Below are 20577 nucleotides of genomic sequence, written 5' to 3'. Positions count from 1 at the left end.
TTTTTTATGGAAAAAAACTCCGGTCCGTTATCCCCGCATATCCAAATTTATAAGTGGCAGTTTTCTTCTTTATTATCAATCACTCATAGACTTACAGGAGTAGTTAATACTGCTGGATTTTTTTTAATTGTTCTGTGGATTTTATTCCTAGCTTTAGGGCCTGAGTATTACAATTTCTATCAAAAATTTCTAAGAAGCTTCGTTGGTAAATTTATTCTTGTAGGTTTTACTTGGTCATTTGTTTATCACATGTTTAACGGAATTAGACATCTTGCTTGGGATTTTGGTTATGGTTACGAAATCAAGATTGCAAATCTTTCTGGAGTAATTGTTTTATTTCTATCTATTTTAACAACATTTTTTATTTGGATTATATAATGAAAAATCATGCTTTAAATAAATGGATGATACAAAGAGTTAGTGCAGTTGTATTGATACCTTTGTTATTATTTTTTTTATATTCTTTAGTTGATTTGGTTAACGAGGATTACACAGGAGCGCTAGATTTTTTTGATAATTATTTATCAATAACTATTTTTACTTTATTTTTAATATTTGCAGGTTTGCATTTAAAATTAGGTTTAGGTGAGATTATTGAGGATTATATTCAGGATGAACGTTTGAAAGGAGTTTTAAATAAAATTACAATGTTATACTCGGCTATACTTCCCATCGTTGGCATTGTATCATTAATAATAATTATTTTATGAACACTTATCCAATTATTGATCACGAATATGATGTTATTGTTGTAGGAGCTGGTGGCTCAGGATTAAGAGCGGCCGTTGGTTTAGCTGAAGCTGGACTTAAGACAGCCTGTATTTCGAAAGTATTTCCAACAAGAAGTCACACTGCTGCAGCACAAGGCGGAATCTCTGCTGCATTAGGAAACATGTCAGAGGATGATTGGCGTTGGCATATGTATGATACGGTAAAAGGTGCGGATTGGTTAGGAGATCAAGATGCCATTGAATATTTATGTAAAGAAGCTCCAAGAGCAGTTATTGAGCTTGAAAAATACGGAGTTCCTTTTAGCAGAACTGAAGAGGGAAAAATTTACCAAAGACCATTTGGAGGAATGACCGCTAATTATGGAAATGGTATTGCTCAAAGGACTTGCGCTGCTGCAGACAGAACGGGACATGCAATTCTTCATACGCTTTATGGTCAAGCTCTTAAAAAAAATACAGAATTTTTTATAGAATATTTTGCATTAGATTTATTAATGCATAATGGAAAATGTCAGGGAGTTACTGCTTGGAATCTACAAGACGGAACTATTCATCGCTTTAGAGCTAATATGACAATTTTAGCAACAGGTGGTTATGGAAGAGCATATTTTTCAGCAACATCAGCGCATACTTGCACAGGTGATGGAAACGCGATGGTTTTAAGAGCGGGTTTACCATTACAAGATATGGAATTTATTCAATTTCATCCAACAGGAATTTATGGAGCCGGATGTTTAATTACTGAAGGTTCACGAGGAGAAGGTGGATTTTTAGTTAATTCCGAAGGCGAAAGATTTATGGAACGATATGCGCCTTCAGCAAAAGATCTTGCATCAAGAGATGTGGTTTCAAGATCTATGACAATTGAAATTAATGAAGGTAGAGGAGTTGGTAAAAATAAAGATCATATTTATCTTCATCTAAATCATTTAGATCCAAAAGTTTTACATGAAAGACTTCCTGGAATTTCTGAATCTGCAAAAATTTTTGCTGGCGTAGATGTAACAAAGGAACCAATACCAGTTGTTCCAACCGTTCATTACAATATGGGAGGAATTCCTACTAATTATTACGGTGAAGTAATATCGAAAACTGAAAATGGAAAAGATGTAATTATGCCTGGCTTAATGGCAGTTGGAGAAGCAGCTTGCGTTTCAGTTCATGGAGCCAATAGATTAGGATCTAATTCGTTAATTGATCTTGTAGTATTCGGCAGAGCAGCAGCTATGAGAGCTGCAACAATAGTAAAACCAAATTCTAAACATGAAGTAATTCCTGAAAGTGAAACACAAAAATCAATTTCAAGATTTGATAAATTGAGAAATTCAAACGGTGGGACACCCACTTCTGTACTTAGAGATAAAATGCAAAGAACAATGCAAAAAAATTGTGCAGTATTTAGAGATGCAAAAATTTTAAAAGAGGGAATGGAAGAAATTAGAAAACCATGGCTGGGAATGGATGACATTTCAGTTTCAGATAAATCTTTAATCTTTAATACAGATTTAATTGAAACTTTAGAGTTTGATAATTTAATAAGACAATCTCTTGTTACAATGGCATCTGCTGAAAATAGAAAAGAAAGTAGAGGCGCACATTCTAGAGAAGACTTTAAAGATAGAAATGATGAGAATTGGATGAAACATACACTAGCTTGGCAAGATGGTGAGAAAGTAAAAATAGATTACAGAAATGTACATAATTTTACTTTAACTAATGAAGTGCAATATTTTCCACCGAAAGCGAGAGTATATTAATGGTTCAATTTGCATTACCAAAAGATTCAAAAGTTGTTGAAGGAAAATATTTTAAAGACAATACTAATGGAAAAAATTTAAAGAAAGTTAAAATTTATCGATGGGATCCTGAGACAAAACAAAACCCAAGACTAGACACTTATGAAGTTAACATGGATGAGTGTGGGCCAATGGTTCTCGATGTTCTTATTAAGATTAAAAACGAAATTGATACTACATTAACTTTTAGAAGATCTTGTAGAGAAGGTGTTTGTGGTTCGTGTGCTATGAATATTGACGGTGTTAACGGACTTGCTTGCACAAAATCAGCAGTAGATATTAAAGATGAAATAAAAGTTTATCCCCTTCCTCATATGCCAGTGATTAAAGACTTGGTTCCAAATTTAAATCAACTTTATAAACAATATCAATCCATCGAGCCCTGGTTACAGGTTGAGAAAAAAAGTGAGGTGGGTGATAAAGAAATATATCAGTCAAAACAAGATAGAGAAAAATTAGATGGGCTTTACGAATGCATTATGTGTGCATGCTGCTCAACATCTTGTCCAAGCTATTGGTGGAATGGTGAAAAATATTTAGGACCAGCTGTTTTATTGCAGGCTTATAGATGGATTATTGATAGCAGAGACGAAGAGAGAGTAAAAAGATTAAAAAAAGTTGCAGATGAACTTAAACTTTTTAGATGTCATACAATCATGAACTGTACTAACGCCTGTCCAAAAGGATTGAATCCAGCAAAAGCAATCGGTTCAATAAAAAAAATGTTAGTTCAGCATAGTAAAGATCTATAATTTTTTAACTTCATTATTTGACAGCTTAATTCTGTCCCTATATTTTCTTATTAATTCAAATGAAAATTATAGAACATTTTGTTAACGGAAAATCCTTTTCTGGCACTTCAAAAAGAACCTCTGACGTATTTAATCCAAGCACAGGAGAAGTTTCGGCAAAAGTAAATTTAGCTACAAAAAAAGATGTTGATGATGTAGTAGAAATTGCAAGTAAAGCATTTATAAAATGGTCTCAAGTTCCACCATTACAAAGAGCAAGAATTTTATTTAAATTTAAAGATTTAATAGAAAAAAATACAGACGAACTTACAAAAATAATTGTTTCAGAACACGGTAAAGTTTATGACGATGCCAAAGGATCTCTAACTAGAGGTTTAGAGGTTGTTGAATTTGCATGTGGCATTCCACATTTATTAAAAGGCGAGTTTACAGAAAATGTTGGAACAAACGTTGATAGTTGGTCGATAAGACAACCACTAGGAGTTTGTGCTGGAATTACTCCTTTTAATTTTCCAGCAATGGTTCCAATGTGGATGTTTCCTCTAGCGATTGCATGTGGAAATACTTTTATTTTAAAACCTTCAGAGAAAGATCCAAGTTGCCCTTTAAGATTAGCGGAATTATTAAAAGAAGCAGGCTTGCCAGATGGAGTCTTTAACGTTGTAAATGGAGATAAAGAATCTGTAGATGCTTTACTTTCAAATCCACATGTTAGCGCAATTAGTTTTGTAGGCTCAACTCCTATAGCTAAATACATTTATGAAAGTGCTGCAAAATTTGAAAAAAGAGTTCAAGCATTAGGAGGTGCTAAAAATCACTGTGTTGTCATGCCCGATGCAGATTTAGATCAGGCTGTTGCAGGACTTATGGGAGCCGCTTATGGTTCAGCAGGTGAGAGATGTATGGCCCAATCTGTAGCAGTTGCAGTTGGAAATATTGGAGATGAGTTAGTAAATAAACTTATAAAAGAAGTTAATAATTTAAAAGTAGGTCCAGGGCTGGATAAGGGAATGGATATGGGACCATTAGTTACGGCTCAACATTTAGAAAAAGTTACAAGCTATATAGATATTGGAGTGAAAGAAGGCGCTAAACTAGTTGTGGACGGTAGAAAAATTAAAAAACCACAAGGTCATGAAAAAGGCTTTTATTTGGGTGGTTGTTTATTTGATCATGTAAAAGAAAATATGAGAATTTATAAAGAAGAAATATTTGGACCAGTACTTTCTGTTGTGAGAGCAAAAGATTTTAATGAGGCTGTAGATTTAATTAATAAACATGAATTTGGTAATGGAGTAAGTATTTTTACACGAGACGGTGATAGCGCAAGAACCTTTTCAAGTCATATTAAAGTTGGAATGGTCGGTATAAATATTCCAATACCCGTACCAATGGCTTTTCACAGTTTTGGTGGCTGGAAAAGGTCTTTATTTGGTGATCAACATGTTCATGGAATGGAAGGAGTTAGATTTTATACTAAATTAAAAACTATTACTTCAAGATGGCCTTCTGGTATAAAAGCCAATTCAAGTTTTACAATGCCAACAATGAGTTAATCGTATGAGAAAAAAAATATCACTTATAGGATCAGGACAAATCGGCGGAACTTTAGCGCACTTAGTTTCTTTAAAAGAATTAGGAGATGTGGTTATTTTTGATATTGCAGCAGGATTGCCCGACGGAAAATCTTTAGACATCGCTCAGTCAGGAGCCGTTGAACGATTTAATGCAAATCTTAAAGGAACAACAAATTATGCTGACATTGCAAATTCAGATGTAATTATTGTAACTGCAGGTGTTCCAAGAAAAGAAGGAATGAGCAGAGATGATCTTTTAGGAATTAATTCAAAAGTAATGAAACAAGTTGGCGAAGGAATTAAAAAATATTCTCCAAATGCCTTTGTAATTTGTATCACTAATCCCTTAGATGTTATGGTTTTGGCATTACAGAAATATTCAGGTCTGCCTGCTGAAAAGGTAGTTGGTATGGCAGGAGTTTTAGACTCTTCTCGTTTTAGATTATTTTTGTCTGAAGAATTTAAGGTTTCTATCGAAGATATAACTGCTTTTGTTTTAGGAGGCCATGGAGATACAATGGTTCCACTTTCTAGATATTCGACAGTTGCGGGAATACCAATCCCAGATTTAATAGACATGAAGTGGTCTACTAAAGAAAGAATAGATAAAATTATACAAAGAACTCGAGACGGAGGAGCTGAAATAGTCAAATTGTTAAAAACAGGTTCTGCTTATTACGCTCCAGCCAGCTCAGCTATTGAAATGGCAGAAGCATTTTTAAAAGATAAAAAGAAAATTTTACCGTGTGCTGTTTATTTAGATGGTGAATATGGGGTTGACGATCTTTATGTTGGCGTACCGGTTATAATTGGCGCAAAGGGAGTTGAAAAAATTATTGAGATTAAATTTAATCCTGAAGAAAAAGAGATGTTTTTAAAATCTGTTGATTCAGTTAAAAAATTAACTCAAGATCTTTTCAAGCTTGACCCAGAAGTTGCAAAAATTAAAACTACCAAGCCAAAGTATTAATTTTTCATGAATATTCACGAACATCAGGCAAAAGACTTAATAAAAAAATTTGGTGCTCCAGTTTCAAAGGGTGTTGTTATTTTTAATTTAAATGAAATTGATGATAAAATTAAACAGCTAAATAGCAAAATGTATGTGGTTAAAGCCCAAATACATGCTGGGGGAAGAGGAAAAGCTGGGGGTGTAAAATTAGTTAAAAACATCGATGAATTGAAGCAAAAATGCAAAGATTTACTTGGAAAAGTTCTTGTTACACATCAAACAGGGCCGCAAGGAAGAGAAGTAAAAAGACTCTATATAGAAGAAGCGTCAGACATTAAAAAAGAATTTTATTTATCATGCTTAGTAGATAGAGCATCTTCAAAAATTGCATTTATTTCTAGTGCTGAAGGAGGAATGGATGTTGAAGAAGTTGCAGACAAAACTCCCGAAAAAATTATTACAACACGTATTTCATTATCAGCAAAATTAAGAGATGAAGATTTAGAGTCAATTGTAAAACCTTATAATTTGAGTGGAGATCAAAAAAATCAGGCAAAGAATGTTGCGCAGGCTTTATATGATACTTTAGTTAATACTGATGGAAGTTTGATTGAAATCAATCCTTTAATTCTTACAACGGAAGACCAAATCAAGTGTCTAGATGCAAAAATAAGTTTTGATGATAACGCTCTTTTTAGACATCCAGAAATTAAAGAGCTTAGAGATTTGAATGAAGAAGATCCAATGGAAATTGAAGCTAGCAAGTATGAACTAGCTTATATCAAATTAGATGGAAAAATTGGTTGCATGGTTAATGGAGCTGGTCTTGCAATGGCAACAATGGATATCATAAAACTTTATGGTTCAGAACCAGCAAACTTCTTGGATGTAGGTGGTGGAGCTACAAAAGAAAAAGTTTCTGCTGCGTTTAAAATTATTTTATCAGACAAAAATGTTGAAGGAATTTTAATAAATATTTTTGGAGGAATTATGCGTTGCGATATTATTGCCCAAGGAGTTGTTGAAGCAGCAAAAGAGGTTGATCTTAAAGTCCCTCTAGTTGTTAGATTAGCAGGTACAAAAGTTGACGAAGGTAAAGAAATTTTAAAAAAATCAGGTTTAACAATTATTTCTGCAGATAATTTATCAGATGCAGCAAAGAAAATTGTAGAGGCTACATCTTAATATGTCTGTTTTAGTAAATAAAAAAACAAAAGTTATTTGTCAGGGTTTTACAGGAAAACACGGAACATTTCATTCTGAGCAAGCGCTCGCATATGGAACAAATTTAGTTGGAGGAATTACTCCTAAAAAAGGTGGACAAACTCATTTAGGCCTTCCAGTTTTTAATACAGTTGCTGAAGCAGTAGACAAGGTAAAGCCTGATGCAACTATGATTTATGTTCCAGCAGCATATGCAGCGGCAGCTATTATTGAAGCGCTAGATAGTGAAATACCTTTAATTGTTTGCATTACAGAAGGCATCCCAGTTTTAGATATGGTTAGAGTTAAAGAAAAATTAATGAAGTCTAAAAGCAGATTAATAGGACCTAATTGTCCAGGAATTATTACACCAGATGAATGTAAAATTGGAATTATGCCAGGGCATATTCATAAGAAAGGATCAGTTGGAATCGTATCGAGATCAGGAACATTAACGTATGAGGCTGTTGCTCAAACTACAGCATTGGGATTAGGACAATCGACATGTATTGGAATCGGTGGAGACCCTATTAACGGAACTAACTTTATTGATTGTTTAGATTTATTTTTAAAAGACGATGAAACCAAATCAATTATTATGATAGGAGAAATTGGTGGGAGCGCAGAGGAAGAAGGCGCTGAATTTATTAAGTCTTCAAAAATTAAAAAACCAGTGGTTGGATTTATTGCTGGAGTAACAGCCCCTCCAGGAAGAAGAATGGGGCATGCAGGAGCTATTATTTCTGGTGGAAAAGGACTTGCTAAAGACAAGATAGAAACAATGAAATCTTGTGGCATAACAGTTGCAAATTCCCCAGCAGATATTGGGAAAACTTTATTTGACAAACTTAAGACTTAATATTTTATTACGAATATAAAATTATATGTCGTCACAAGAAAATAATATTGTTTTTCAAAAAACATCTTTTTTATCAGGTACAAACTCTTCTTATATTGAAAAACTTTATGCTAAATACGTAGAAAATCCGGCAAGCATTCCAGACAGTTGGAGACAATTTTTTGAGGGTCTAGGTGATCAAAAAGATAACATTATCGAAAATCAAGGACCAAGTTGGGCTCCATCAAATATTAAATATATTTCAAATGGAGATTTGGATGTTTATGAGAAATACATTCCCAAAAATTTAAATGAAAATTCAATTAAAGAAAAAATTGTAGAAAAAAATAAAAACTTATCAAACAATGAAAGAGTGGATGTCGAAAGATCTACTATTGATTCTATTAGAGCTATTATGATGATCAGGGCCTACAGGATTAGAGGTCATCTAATTGCTGACTTAGATCCGTTACAACTTCAAGAAAAACATCATCACACCGAACTTAATCCAGAAACTTACGGTTTTAAAAAAGAAGATAGAAATAGAAAAATATTTTTAGATAAAGTTCTTGGATTTGAATATGCGACTGTTAATGAAATATTAGAAATTCTACTAAAAACTTATTGTTCAAAAATTGGAATAGAGTTTATGCACATGTCAGATCCAGAAGAAAAAAGCTGGATTCAAGAAAGAATTGAAGGAAAAGGAAAAGAAGCAAACTTTACTTCTGAAGGAAAGAAAGCAATTTTTAAAAAGTTAGTAGAAGCAGAGGGATTTGAAAATTATTGTCATACTAAGTTTGTTGGAACAAAAAGATTCGGTTTAGATGGATGTGAATCTTTAATTCCTGCACTTGAACAGATAATAAAAGTTGGAGGAAGTTCAGGAGTAAAAGAAGTTAAAATTGGAATGCCTCATAGAGGTAGATTAAATATACTTGCAAACGTTATTCAAAAACCTTTTAAAAAAATATTTAAAGAATTTTCCGGAAATCCAGGTCCAGATACAGCGGGTGTTTCGGGTGATGTTAAATATCATTTAGGAGCATCAGCAGATAGAGATTTTAACGGTAACAATGTTCATGTAAGTTTAACTGCAAACCCTTCTCATCTTGAAGCTGTAAATCCTGTAGTGTTAGGACAAACGAGAGCTAAACAATTTTTTCATAATGATCCACAAAGAGTAAAAGTAATCCCTGTTCTTTTACACGGAGATGCAGCGTTTGCAGGACAGGGCATTGTTGCAGAATGTTTTGCTATGTCTGGCTTGAAAGGACATAACACCGGAGGCACAATTCATATTATTGTTAATAATCAAATTGGTTTTACTACAAGCCCGTCTTTTGCAAGATCTTCACCTTATCCATCTGAAGTAGCCAAAATGGTTCAAGCTCCAATATTCCATGTTAACGGGGATGATGCAGAATCCGTTGTTTATTGTGCAAGAATTGCAACGGAATATAGACAAAAATTTAAACGAGATGTTGTTATAGATATTATTTGTTACCGAAGATTTGGTCACAATGAGGGAGACGAGCCTTCTTTTACTCAGCCTTTAATGTACAAAAAAATTAAAGCCCAAGCTACAACTCTAACAATTTATGGAAACCAACTTATTCAAGAAGGTGTTTTAAGGAAGGATGAGTTTCAAGGGGAAAAAGATAATTTTAAAAATTTTTTAGATACAGAATTTGAAACATCAAAGAGTTACATTCCAAACCAAATAGATTGGTTTACTGGAAGCTGGTCGAAATTTACAACTGAAATTGGATCTGACCGTAGAGGTGTAACAGGTGTTGATTTAGATTTAATTCATCAAGCTGGAGAAAAAATTTGTAAACTTCCTGAAAATTTAAATTTTCATTCAACAATTAAAAGACTTTTTGAAGCAAAGAAAAAAATGTTTGAAACAGGAAAAGGCTTTGATTGGGCGACAGCCGAGAGTTTAGCTTTTGGAACTTTATTATTAGAAGGTTACCCAGTAAGATTTGTAGGACAAGATTCATCAAGAGGAACTTTCAGTCAAAGACATGCTGGTGTACTTGATCAAGATACAGGAGAAAAATATTACCCTTTAAAAAATCTTAGCTCAAATCAAGGGCAGTTTGAAATTATTGACAGCTTCCTTTCAGAGTTTGGTGTCTTAGGATTTGAATATGGATATTCATTATCTTCACCGGAAACTCTAGTTTTATGGGAGGCACAATTTGGCGATTTTGCAAATGGAGCTCAAATTATAATTGATCAGTTTATTACTTCAGGAGAAAAAAAATGGACACGCGCAAGCGGTTTAGTAATGCTTCTTCCACATGGTTATGAAGGACAAGGACCAGAACATTCTTCAGCACGTATTGAAAGATATTTACAATCTTGTGCTCAAGAAAATTTACAAGTAGTCAATTGCACTACACCTGCAAATTATTTTCATTTATTAAGAAGACAAATTCATAGAACGTTTAGAAAGCCACTTATAGTATTCTCGCCAAAATCTTTATTGAGACATAAAAAATGCGTTTCTGAAATTGAAGATTTTTTACCAGAAAACTCTTTCCATAGAATATTACCAGACCATGCAGATTTTCCAGAATATAATTTAATTAAATTAGCAAAAGATGAAGAAATCAAACGCGTAGTTCTTTGTTCTGGAAAAGTCTATTTTGATATTTCTGAAAAGAGAGAAATTATAAGAAATCCCAAAGTTCAACTATTAAGAATTGAACAACTATATCCATTCCCAGTAAAAAAATTAGCTAGTTTTTTAAAAAGATTTAAAAATGCTGATGAATTTATTTGGTGTCAGGAAGAGCCAGAAAATATGGGCGCTTGGAGTTTTGTTGAAAAATATATCAATTGGACACTAAATTCGATTGGCGCCAAATCTAAAAAAGTACAGTATGTTGGCAGAAAACCTTCAGCTTCAACGGCTACCGGATATTTGAAAAAACATGTACAACAGCAGGACGAAATAATATCAAAAGTACTTTTATAGAAGAATGGCAAAAGATTTAGTAGTACCAATACTTGGCGAGTCAGTAACGGAAGCCACAGTTTCGAAGTGGCTTAAACAGGTTGGTGATCCAGTAAAAGCAGATGAGCCAGTTGTTGAATTAGAAACAGACAAAGTTAGTGTGGCCGTTCCTTCTCCTGAGACAGGCGTTTTGTCTGAAATTAAAATTCAAGCAGGAACCACAGTTAATGTTGGGGCAGTTTTAGGAACCGTAGGAGCGGGAACTGCAAACGTAGCTAAAAAAGAACCTGTTAAAGCACCAGAACCAGCAAAACCAAAAATAACCGAAGTTCCTACAATTAAAAAAGAAATATTATCACCTGCAGTAAAAAGAATAGTAGAAGAAAAAAGAATTGATATTAGCACGATAAGTGGATCAGGAAGAGATGGAAGAATTTTAAAAGGAGATTTATTAGAATCTATGGGCTTACCTTCTGCTCCTTCTACAGCAAGAGCAGCCAAGGGTGATGAAGAGCGAGTTAAAATGACTCGACTAAGATCAACTATCGCCAAAAGATTAAAAGAAGCCCAAAATAATGCAGCGATGCTTACGACATTCAATGAAATTGATATGTCCAGAATTATTGAAATGAGAGCTGAATACAAAGATGGTTTTCAAAAAAGATACGGTGTTAAATTAGGATTTATGTCATTTTTTGTAAGATCTTGCGTGGAAGCTTTAAAAGCTTTTCCAGTTATTAATGCAGAAATTCAACAAGATGAAATTGTTTATAAAAATTATTACAATATTGGTGTCGCTGTCGGAACCGAGAAAGGATTGGTTGTTCCGGTAGTTAGAGACGCAGATGAATTATCCTTAGCAGATATTGAAAAACAAATTATTGCCTTAGGCGAAAAAGCAAAAACAGGGCAATTGTCTATAGATGAACTTCAAGGTGGAACTTTTACAATTACAAATGGTGGAATTTATGGTTCGATGTTATCAACGCCAATACTAAATCCTCCACAATCAGGAGTATTAGGAATGCACAATATTGTTCAGCGAGCAGTTGTTGTTGAAGGAAAAGTTGAAGTTAGACCCATTATGTATCTAGCTTTATCTTATGATCACAGAATTATTGATGGAAAAGATGCTGTGTCATTTTTAGTTAGAGTTAAAGAATATTTAGAAGATCCAAGAAGACTTTTTTTAAATTTATAATTCATGGAAGAGTTTGATTTTTTAGTTATAGGTGGAGGGCCAGGCGGATATGTTGGAGCAATTAGAGCTGCTCAACTAGGATTAAAAACTGCATGCATTGAATCAAGAGGAACATTAGGCGGCACCTGTCTTAATATTGGATGTATACCATCGAAAGCTTTATTGCATTCATCAGATCTTTATAAAAAAGCAAAAACCGAATTTAAAAACATAGGAATTAATATTAATGAACCATCATTAGATCTTGCAAAAATGATGAGTCACAAAGCAAAAGGTGTAGAAGGACTTACTAAGGGAATAGAATTTTTATTTAAAAAAAATAAGGTTACTTACATTAAAGGTTTTGGATCTTTTAAAGATAAAAATACAATTTCAGTTATCGATCAGTCTAATAATCAAAAAGATTATAAATTTAAAAATGCAATTATAGCAACTGGTTCTGTTCCAATTTCTCTTCCAAATATAGAAATTGATGAAAAAATAGTAGTTTCTTCAACAGGCGCATTAAATTTGTCATCTGTTCCAAAAAAGCTTGTTGTTATTGGAGCCGGTTACATTGGACTAGAAATGGGTTCTGTTTGGCTAAGATTAGGAGCAGAAGTTCAAGTTATAGAATATTTAGACCACATAACTCCAGGCATGGACAGAGAAGTGTCGGACGCTTTCTTAAAAATATTACAAAAACAAGGAATGCAATTTAATCTATCAACAAAAGTAATTGGTGTTAAAAAAAATAAAAATGGTGCAACAGTTACAGTCGAGAAGAACGGCGCTAAAAGCGACATTGATTGTGATATTGTGCTAATGTCAGTTGGAAGAAAACCTAATACTACAGGATTAAATCTTGAAAAAATTGGAGTAAAGTTAGATTCAAAAGGAAGAGTTGAAACAGATCATAAATACAAAACTAATTTAGATAACATTTATGCAATCGGGGATGTAATTGTTGGTCCAATGCTAGCACACAAGGCTGAAGAAGAAGGAATTGCTATTGCAGAGTTACTTAGTGGAAAGTATGGACACGTAAATTACGATGTTATCCCTGGTGTTGTTTATACTTCTCCAGAAGTTGCTTCAGTTGGTAAAACAGAAGAACAGTTAAAAGAGCAAAAAATATCTTATAAAGTTGGCAAATTTCCTTTTGCAGCAAATGCTAGAGCAAAAATTAATGATGAGGGAGATGGGTTTGTTAAAATTTTAGCTGACGAAAAAACAGATAAAGTACTAGGCGTGCATATGATCGGACCAGATGTTGGCAATATGATCGCAGAAATTGCTTTGGCTATGGAGTTTGGCGCAAGCGCTGAAGATATAGCAAGAACATGTCATGCCCATCCTACTTATGCTGAAGCAATTAAAGAAGCTGCTTTAGCAGTTGATAAAAGAGCTATTCACTTTTAAGTTAAAATCTTCATTCCTGATTTTTTCCAATCAGCAGTAAAAATGTCCACACCTTTGTCTGTAAGATGATGTTTGTGAAGTTCTTTAAAAATTTTAACAGGAACTGTGGCAACATCAGAACCGATAGCCGCAACAGCATTAAAATGTTCAACAGACCTAATTGAGGCAGACAAAATTTTTGTTTTTATATTTTTGTAGTTATTAAAAATTTTTTTAATATCTTCTATAAGCTGAATTCCATTTTCTCCAATATCATCTAATCTTCCAATAAAAGGGGAAACATAAGTTGCTCCAGCCTTCGCAGCAAGCAAAGCCTGTGATGTAGAAAAACATAAGGTAACGTTTACTTTAACTTTTTTTGCAGAAAGAATACTGCACGCCTGCAAACCATTCCAAGTTAATGGAACTTTAATTACAATATTTTTTGCGATTTTTCTCAGAACGTCCGCCTCTTTTAACATTGAAGGAAGATCTGGAGCAGTTACTTCAGCACTTACCGGCCCTTTTATTTCACTACAAATTTCTTTTAATAAAATTTTGAAATTAGTATTTGCGCTTGCAAGTAGAGAGGGATTTGTTGTGATGCCATCTACTAAATTAGCTTTGTTTAATCCTCTAATTTCTTTAATATCTGACGAGTCTAGAAAAATTTCCATGGATTTAGATTATAAAATTTATAGTAAGAAATAAACAATTAATAGAATTTTTTGATGACTATAGATGTATTGCTACCGTTAAAATTTGATCATCCTTTTACATATAATGTCCCAAAAGATATTAATGTGAGAGTTGGGGACTTTGTTTTGGTTCCCTTTCAAAACAAAGATATTATAGGTGTCGTTTGGGGCAAGAGCGGTTCCATTAAGAGCTCAATTAAAATTAAAGATATTAAAAAGAAATTTGATTTTGCTTCTTTATCTAAAGATACTTTAATTTTTTTAGAAAAATTTTCTCGATATAACTTAGTTGATTTAGGTATTGCTTTAAAACTATTTATTTTTAAAAAGGCATTTTCAGAAGTATCTAAAAAAAAGAAATCAGAAGAGTCCTTTGAAGAATATTCATTAAAGAAAAAAATCAGTTTTGATGCGAGTCAGAAGAAAGCTATTAAAATTTTAGATGACCAAATTTCTTTTGATAAATTTTCAACAGTTTTATTACATGGAATTACTGGATCAGGAAAAACATTAATATATTTTAAAAAAATACAAGATTTTTTGGAAAAAGGTTATCAGGTTTTGGTCCTACTCCCGGAGATTGCATTAACAAATCAAATCAAAGAAAGATTTAAAGAGTATTTTGGTAATTACCCAGCATTGTGGCACTCAGATATTTCTGAAAAAAATAAAAGATTAATTTGGCACGGAATCGCTAGTCATAAAATTAATTTAGTTTTAGGAGCTAGATCATCTTTATTTCTTCCTTTTAAAAAATTAGGTTTAATTATTATAGATGAGGAGCATGACCAATCTTACAAGCAAGAAGATCAAGTAATTTACAATGCTAGAGACATGGCTGTATTAATGGCCTCTGTAAAAAAAATATCAGTTATTTTAGTTTCAGCAACACCATCTCTAGAAACTTACTACAATACAGTTAATAAGAAATTTTCTTATATTAGCTTAGATAAAAGATATGGTGATGCTGAATTACCAGAAGTTAAATTTGTAGACTTAAAAAAAAATCCCCCTCTTAAATCTAAATTTATCTCGCCTTCTATTATTCCAGAACTTAAAAATATTTTAGATAAGGGAAATCAAATTTTATTTTTTTTAAATCGAAGAGGTTACTCAACATTCGTTATTTGCTCAAAGTGTGGATATCGTTTTAATTGTCCTCATTGCTCAGTTTCATTAATTTATCACAAAGAAAGTAATAAATTAATTTGTCACTATTGTGATCACAAAGCTTCATTAGAAAGAAAATGTAAAGACGGAGATAATTGTAAACTTTCTTTTTATGGTTTAGGTGTTGAAAAAATATTTGAGGAAGTTAAAGAAATTTTTCCTGATAAAAAAATTGAATTATTTTCAAGTGATTTTATTCATAACGATGATAGTACAAAAAAGATTTTTGAGAGTATCCAGGATGGAAAAATTAATATCATTGTGGGAACCCAGTTAATCTCTAAAGGTTTTCATTTTCCAAAGTTAAATTGTATCGTTATCGTTAATTCTGATGTGAATTTTTTAGGAAATGATATTCGCAGTTCAGAAAAAACTTATCAATTAATGAATCAGCTTAGTGGTAGAGCTGGAAGGGAGGTTAAGAATTCAACAGTATATCTTCAAACTTTTGAACCAGAAAACCAAACGCTAAAATCAATATGTGATCAGAATATTTTAGCTTTTTATGAAAATGAAATTAGTTTTAGAGAAAGATCTAATCTGCCCCCGTTCACAAAGCTTATTGCTTTTATTGTTTCAGGAAAAAATAGATTTGATGTTGATGAATGTGCAAGAATTTTAAAAAATAAAATTCCAAAAATGAAAGATGCTTTATTGTTGGGTCCTGTCAGCGCCTCTATTTCGCTTATTAAGGGAAAATACCGTTCTAGGTTATTATTAAAATATCCTCAAGAAGCATTCCCACAAAAGTTTTTAAAAGATTGGTTAAAAACTATTAAAATTAAAAAAAATATTTCACTCACTGTGGACGTTGATCCAATAAACTTTAAATAATTTTAAAAAAGTACAAAATATCACACTTGATTAGTGCAATTTCGCATGTTACGAGACCTTTTTTCTTTTAAAGTTAACAGTAAAGAAATCTATGAAAACTTTTAGTGAAACTCAAAGATATGCTAAAGCAGTATATAGACTAGCTTACGAAGCCAAAAGTTTAGATGTTCTTGAAAAAGATTTTTTGAAGTTAAATGAAATATTATATCAAAGTTCAGATTTAAAAAAATTTATTAAGAATCCAACATACAAATATTCAGTTATTAATAATGTTATTGATGCTTTGGCTAAGCATTTTTCTTTTTCAGATTTATTCTCAAGATTTTTAAAAGTGCTAAATAAAAATAGAAGATTTTTCTTTTTAGAGAAAATAGTAAATAATTTTTTTGATTTATTATTAAACGAAAGGGGAGAAATTTTAGCAACACTTAAATTATCCCATACGATCTCAGATAGTGAAAAAGCTGACATAGCAAAAAAATTAGACGATATTTTGAAGAAGAAAATCAACATTTCTTTTTCAGTGGACCCATCTTTATTAGTTGGTTCAATTCTTCAAATCGGTAGTACAATGATTGATACTTCTGCTAAAACAAGATTAAATAATTTATTAAATAAATAAGTATGAAAATTAATCCTTCAGAAATTACTAATATTTTAAAAGACCAAATAAAAAATTTTGGAACTGAAGTTGAGGTTTCAGAAGTTGGTCAGGTTTTGACAGTGGGAGATGGTATAGCCAGAGTTTATGGATTAGACAATGTGCAAGCTGGAGAGATGGTTCAATTCTCCGAGGGTACAAAAGGTATGGCTCTAAACCTAGAAACGGAAAATGTTGGAGTAGTTATTTTCGGAGATGACTCAAAAATCAAAGAAGGAGATATAGTAAAGAGAACAGGGTCAATTGTTGATGTCGCAGTTGGAAAATCTTTATTAGGTCGAGTGGTTGATGGACTGGGTAACCCAATAGATGGAAAAGGTCCGATTGATAAAAATGCAGAAAGAAAAAGAGTTGAAATTAAAGCGCCAGGTATTATTCCAAGAAAATCAGTGAATGAGCCGATGCAAACAGGATTAAAGGCTATTGATAGTTTAATTCCTGTTGGAAGAGGACAAAGAGAATTAATTATTGGAGATAGACAAACTGGAAAAACAGCTATTGCTATTGATACAATTATAAACCAAAAAGAAATTAATAAGTCTAATGATGAAAGTAAAAAACTTTACTGTATTTATGTAGCCATTGGACAAAAAAGATCAAGCGTTGCTCAAATCGTAAAAACATTAGAAGAAGCTGGAGCAATGGAATATACGATTGTTGTTGCGGCAACAGCATCTGACCCAGCACCATTACAATTTTTAGCTCCATATACTGGATGTACAATGGGAGAATATTTTAGAGACAATGGAATGCACGCTCTTATTGTTTATGATGATTTATCAAAACAGGCTGTTGCTTATAGACAGATGTCACTGCTTTTACGTAGACCTCCAGGACGAGAAGCCTTTCCAGGAGACGTATTTTATCTTCATAGTAGATTACTAGAGAGGGCTGCAAAATTGAATGATAAGCATGGTGGAGGATCTCTTACAGCCTTACCAATCATTGAAACACAAGCTAGTGACGTTTCTGCTTATATTCCAACAAACGTTATTTCTATTACAGATGGACAAATATTCTTAGAAACAGAACTTTTTTATAAAGGAGTTAGACCTGCTGTTAACGTGGGTATATCGGTTTCTAGGGTTGGATCTGCGGCACAGATTAAAGCAATGAAACAAGTTTCTGGTTCAATTAAACTTGAACTTGCTCAGTATCGTGAAATGGCAGCGTTTGCTCAGTTTGGATCTGACTTAGATCTTTCTACTCAAAAATTATTAAATCGTGGATCAAAATTAACTGAATTATTAAAACAAGATCAGTACTCACCTTTAAAGGTAGAAGAACAAGTAGTATCAATTTTTTCAGGTGTAAGAGGTTTTTTAGATGATGTTGAACTTAACCAGATCAAGTCCTTTGAAAAGAAACTTTTATCAAAAATAAAATCAGAAGCTCCTGATATTTTAAATAATATTAAATCTTCAGGAAAAATCGACGAATCTAATGAAGAAAAGTTAAAAACATTTATTACTGACTTTAAGAGAGGTTTTCAAAAATAATGGCTAGTTTAAAGTTTTTAAGAAATAGAATTAGTAGCGTTAAATCTACTCAAAAAATTACAAAAGCCATGAAAATGGTTGCTGCCGCTAAACTTAGAAAAGCCCAACAAAATGCAGAGAATGCAAGACCATATTCTGAGAAATTAAACTCTATAATATCAAATTTAAAAAATTCAGTAACTGATATGGATTCAGCGCCAAAATTATTAGTAGGTAATCAAAAAAATGAAACTCATCTTTGTATAGTTTTGAGTTCTGACAGAGGATTATGTGGTGGCTTCAATACAAATATTTGCAGAAAAGCAAAGATATATTTTGAAAAAATATTAAGCGAGAAAAAAATTTTAAAGATCATAGTTGCTGGTGGTAAGGCTAATGATCAATTGAAGAGAAAGTACAATCAATACATTATTGATAGAATAACTTTAAAAGATGAAAAAGTAGTTTCTTTTGGTAAAGCCCAAGAAATTACAGATAAAATTTTAAATTTATTTACTAGAAGTGAATTTGATATTTGCACTTTGTTTTATAATCAATTTAAGAGTGTTATTTCCCAGATCCCTCAAGCACAGCAGTTAATTCCAGTTTCAATTGAACAAAAATCAAATCAGCAAACTTTAGCAAACAATAGTGAGTATGAATATGAGCCAGATGAAAATGATATTTTAGAAAATCTTTTGCCAAAAAATATTGCAACGCAGATTTACGCAGCTTTTTTAGAAAATCAGGCTAGTGAGCAAGGATCAAGAATGACAGCTATGGATAATGCAACTAGAAACGCAGGAGATTTAATTGCAAAACTTACAATTAATTACAACAGAACAAGACAAGCGGTAATCACTAAAGAATTAATAGAAATTATTTCTGGAGCTGAATCTTTATAGGAGAATTATGGAAAATAAATTTGGAAAAATAGTTCAGGTTATTGGTGCGGTTGTAGACGTAAAATTTGATAAGGATCTGCCTGAGATTTTAACAGCCCTTGAGTGTGATAATAATGGATTAAGAGTAGTTTTAGAAGTTGCACAGCATCTTGGAGAAAACACAGTTAGAACTATTGCGATGGATACAACAGAAGGATTAAAAAGAGGCGATAAAGTAATAAATACTGGCACACCTATCACTGTTCCGGTTGGCCCTGAAACATTAGGAAGAATTATTAATGTTATAGGGGAGCCAATTGATCAAAGAGGACCTTTGACAACAAAAGAAAAATGGCCAATTCATAGAGCTGCACCAGCTTATGTTGAGCAATCAACAGAAACAGAGGTCTTGGTTACAGGAATTAAAGTTGTTGATTTGCTTGCACCATATTCTCGAGGTGGAAAAATTGGATTATTCGGTGGAGCCGGAGTTGGAAAAACAGTTTTGATTATGGAATTAATAAATAACGTTGCAAAAGCACACGGTGGTTATTCAGTGTTTGCCGGAGTTGGAGAAAGAACAAGAGAAGGAAATGATTTGTACCACGAAATGATAGAGTCAGGCGTTATTAAAACTGACGGTCCAGGATCTAAAGCTGCTTTAGTGTACGGACAAATGAATGAGCCACCAGGAGCAAGAGCTCGAGTTGCATTATCAGGATTAACACTTGCTGAATATTTTAGAGATAAAGAAGGTCAAGACGTTCTTTTCTTCGTTGATAATATTTTTAGATTTACACAAGCTGGATCAGAAGTTTCAGCATTACTTGGTCGAATTCCTTCAGCGGTTGGATATCAGCCAACGTTAGCAACGGACATGGGTAATTTACAGGAAAGAATTACAACAACTAGTAAAGGTTCTATTACTTCTGTGCAGGCGATTTACGTTCCTGCCGACGATTTAACAGACCCTGCACCCGCAACTTCTTTTGCTCACTTAGATGCAACAACAGTTTTATCAAGACAGATTGCTGAACTTGGAATTTATCCAGCGGTAGATCCTCTAGATTCAACGTCAAGAATTCTTGATCCACGAATTGTTGGCGAGGAACATTATAGAGTTGCTAGGGAAGTTCAAAAAATTCTACAAAACTATAAATCTTTACAAGATATTATAGCAATTTTAGGTATGGATGAATTATCCGAGGAAGATAAATTGGTTGTATCAAGAGCAAGAAAGATACAAAGATTCTTATCACAACCTTTCTTTGTTGCTGAGGTATTTACAGGTTCACCAGGAAAATTAGTTGATCTGCAGTCAACAATTAAAGGCTTTGATGCAATTTGCAAAGGTCAGTATGATCATTTACCAGAATCTGCTTTTTATATGGTTGGAACAATAGAAGAGGCAGTTGCAAAAGCTGAAAAAATGGCAAAAGAAGCTGCAGCTTAAT

At 32.8% G+C, this 20577-nt stretch carries 17 protein-coding genes; 16 read left to right on the top strand and 1 reads right to left on the bottom strand.

Annotated elements, in window-relative coordinates; genetic code table 11:
- Positions 1-6: 6 nt before the first annotated feature.
- Genes sdhC through lpdA form a run of 11 tightly spaced genes read left to right on the top strand, consistent with a single transcriptional unit; the run spans position 7 to position 13419 of the window.
- Complete coding sequence (gene sdhC, locus AC8GER_RS05415) at positions 7-378, top strand: succinate dehydrogenase, cytochrome b556 subunit (RefSeq protein WP_506597816.1); 372 nt, start codon at positions 7-9, stop codon at positions 376-378.
- A complete protein-coding gene (sdhD, locus tag AC8GER_RS05410) occupies positions 378-710 on the top strand; it encodes a succinate dehydrogenase, hydrophobic membrane anchor protein (RefSeq protein ID WP_017970216.1) in 333 nt (110 codons plus the stop codon). The genes sdhC and sdhD overlap by 1 nt, the downstream gene beginning before the upstream one ends.
- On the top strand, positions 707-2488 hold the full coding sequence (gene sdhA, locus AC8GER_RS05405; protein ID WP_029167290.1) for a succinate dehydrogenase flavoprotein subunit: 1782 nt from the start codon (positions 707-709) through the stop codon (positions 2486-2488). Before sdhD ends, sdhA begins: the two co-directional genes overlap by 4 nt.
- Positions 2488-3279, top strand: coding sequence for a succinate dehydrogenase iron-sulfur subunit (locus tag AC8GER_RS05400; RefSeq protein WP_017970218.1), 792 nt, complete (start codon positions 2488-2490; stop codon positions 3277-3279). Before sdhA ends, AC8GER_RS05400 begins: the two co-directional genes overlap by 1 nt.
- 59 nt (positions 3280-3338) lie before the next feature.
- On the top strand, positions 3339-4835 hold the full coding sequence (locus AC8GER_RS05395) for a CoA-acylating methylmalonate-semialdehyde dehydrogenase (RefSeq protein ID WP_506597815.1): 1497 nt from the start codon (positions 3339-3341) through the stop codon (positions 4833-4835).
- A gap of 4 nt (positions 4836-4839) precedes the next feature.
- Complete coding sequence (gene mdh / locus AC8GER_RS05390) at positions 4840-5826, top strand: malate dehydrogenase (RefSeq protein ID WP_506597814.1); 987 nt, start codon at positions 4840-4842, stop codon at positions 5824-5826.
- A gap of 6 nt (positions 5827-5832) precedes the next feature.
- Positions 5833-6993 carry an ADP-forming succinate--CoA ligase subunit beta gene (gene sucC / locus AC8GER_RS05385; protein ID WP_506597813.1) on the top strand — a complete coding sequence of 387 codons (1161 nt, stop codon included), beginning with the start codon at positions 5833-5835 and terminating at the stop codon, positions 6991-6993.
- A gap of 1 nt (position 6994) precedes the next feature.
- The gene (gene sucD / locus AC8GER_RS05380) at positions 6995-7870 is read left to right on the top strand and encodes a succinate--CoA ligase subunit alpha (protein WP_017970841.1); all 876 of its coding nucleotides are present in this window, start codon (positions 6995-6997) and stop codon (positions 7868-7870) included.
- 25 nt (positions 7871-7895) lie between these two features.
- The gene (locus AC8GER_RS05375) at positions 7896-10838 is read left to right on the top strand and encodes a 2-oxoglutarate dehydrogenase E1 component (protein WP_506597812.1); all 2943 of its coding nucleotides are present in this window, start codon (positions 7896-7898) and stop codon (positions 10836-10838) included.
- 4 nt (positions 10839-10842) lie between these two features.
- A complete protein-coding gene (odhB, locus tag AC8GER_RS05370) occupies positions 10843-12018 on the top strand; it encodes a 2-oxoglutarate dehydrogenase complex dihydrolipoyllysine-residue succinyltransferase (RefSeq protein ID WP_506597811.1) in 1176 nt (391 codons plus the stop codon).
- 3 nt (positions 12019-12021) lie between these two features.
- On the top strand, positions 12022-13419 hold the full coding sequence (gene lpdA, locus AC8GER_RS05365; RefSeq protein ID WP_506597810.1) for a dihydrolipoyl dehydrogenase: 1398 nt from the start codon (positions 12022-12024) through the stop codon (positions 13417-13419).
- On the opposite strand, the gene AC8GER_RS05360 is transcribed toward lpdA, so the two are convergent.
- Positions 13416-14075: a transaldolase family protein gene (locus AC8GER_RS05360; RefSeq protein WP_029167298.1), complete on the bottom strand. Its 660-nt coding sequence runs from the start codon at positions 14073-14075 to the stop codon at positions 13416-13418. The genes lpdA and AC8GER_RS05360 overlap by 4 nt on opposite strands.
- A 54-nt stretch (positions 14076-14129) precedes the next feature.
- On the opposite strand from AC8GER_RS05360, the gene priA reads away from it, so the two are divergent.
- The 5 genes from priA to atpD all read left to right on the top strand — a co-directional run bounded on the left by priA (position 14130) and on the right by atpD (position 20576).
- Positions 14130-16100 (top strand): replication restart helicase PriA, encoded by a 1971-nt coding sequence (priA, locus tag AC8GER_RS05355; protein ID WP_506597809.1) that lies wholly within the window; start codon positions 14130-14132, stop codon positions 16098-16100.
- A gap of 91 nt (positions 16101-16191) precedes the next feature.
- Complete coding sequence (atpH, locus tag AC8GER_RS05350) at positions 16192-16722, top strand: ATP synthase F1 subunit delta (RefSeq protein ID WP_506597808.1); 531 nt, start codon at positions 16192-16194, stop codon at positions 16720-16722.
- A gap of 2 nt (positions 16723-16724) precedes the next feature.
- A complete protein-coding gene (gene atpA / locus AC8GER_RS05345) occupies positions 16725-18260 on the top strand; it encodes a F0F1 ATP synthase subunit alpha (RefSeq protein ID WP_029167301.1) in 1536 nt (511 codons plus the stop codon).
- On the top strand, positions 18260-19144 hold the full coding sequence (locus AC8GER_RS05340; protein ID WP_506597807.1) for a F0F1 ATP synthase subunit gamma: 885 nt from the start codon (positions 18260-18262) through the stop codon (positions 19142-19144). The genes atpA and AC8GER_RS05340 overlap by 1 nt, the downstream gene beginning before the upstream one ends.
- A gap of 7 nt (positions 19145-19151) precedes the next feature.
- The gene (gene atpD, locus AC8GER_RS05335; protein WP_029167303.1) at positions 19152-20576 is read left to right on the top strand and encodes a F0F1 ATP synthase subunit beta; all 1425 of its coding nucleotides are present in this window, start codon (positions 19152-19154) and stop codon (positions 20574-20576) included.
- The last annotated feature ends 1 nt before the right edge of the window (position 20577 follow it).

It is taken from the genome of Fontibacterium abundans (SeqCode) (assembly GCF_965235095.1).
Lineage (GTDB): Bacteria > Pseudomonadota > Alphaproteobacteria > Pelagibacterales > Pelagibacteraceae > Fontibacterium > Fontibacterium abundans.
Note: the sequence above shows the minus strand (reverse complement) of the source record. Positions and strands in the feature narration are given on the sequence as shown.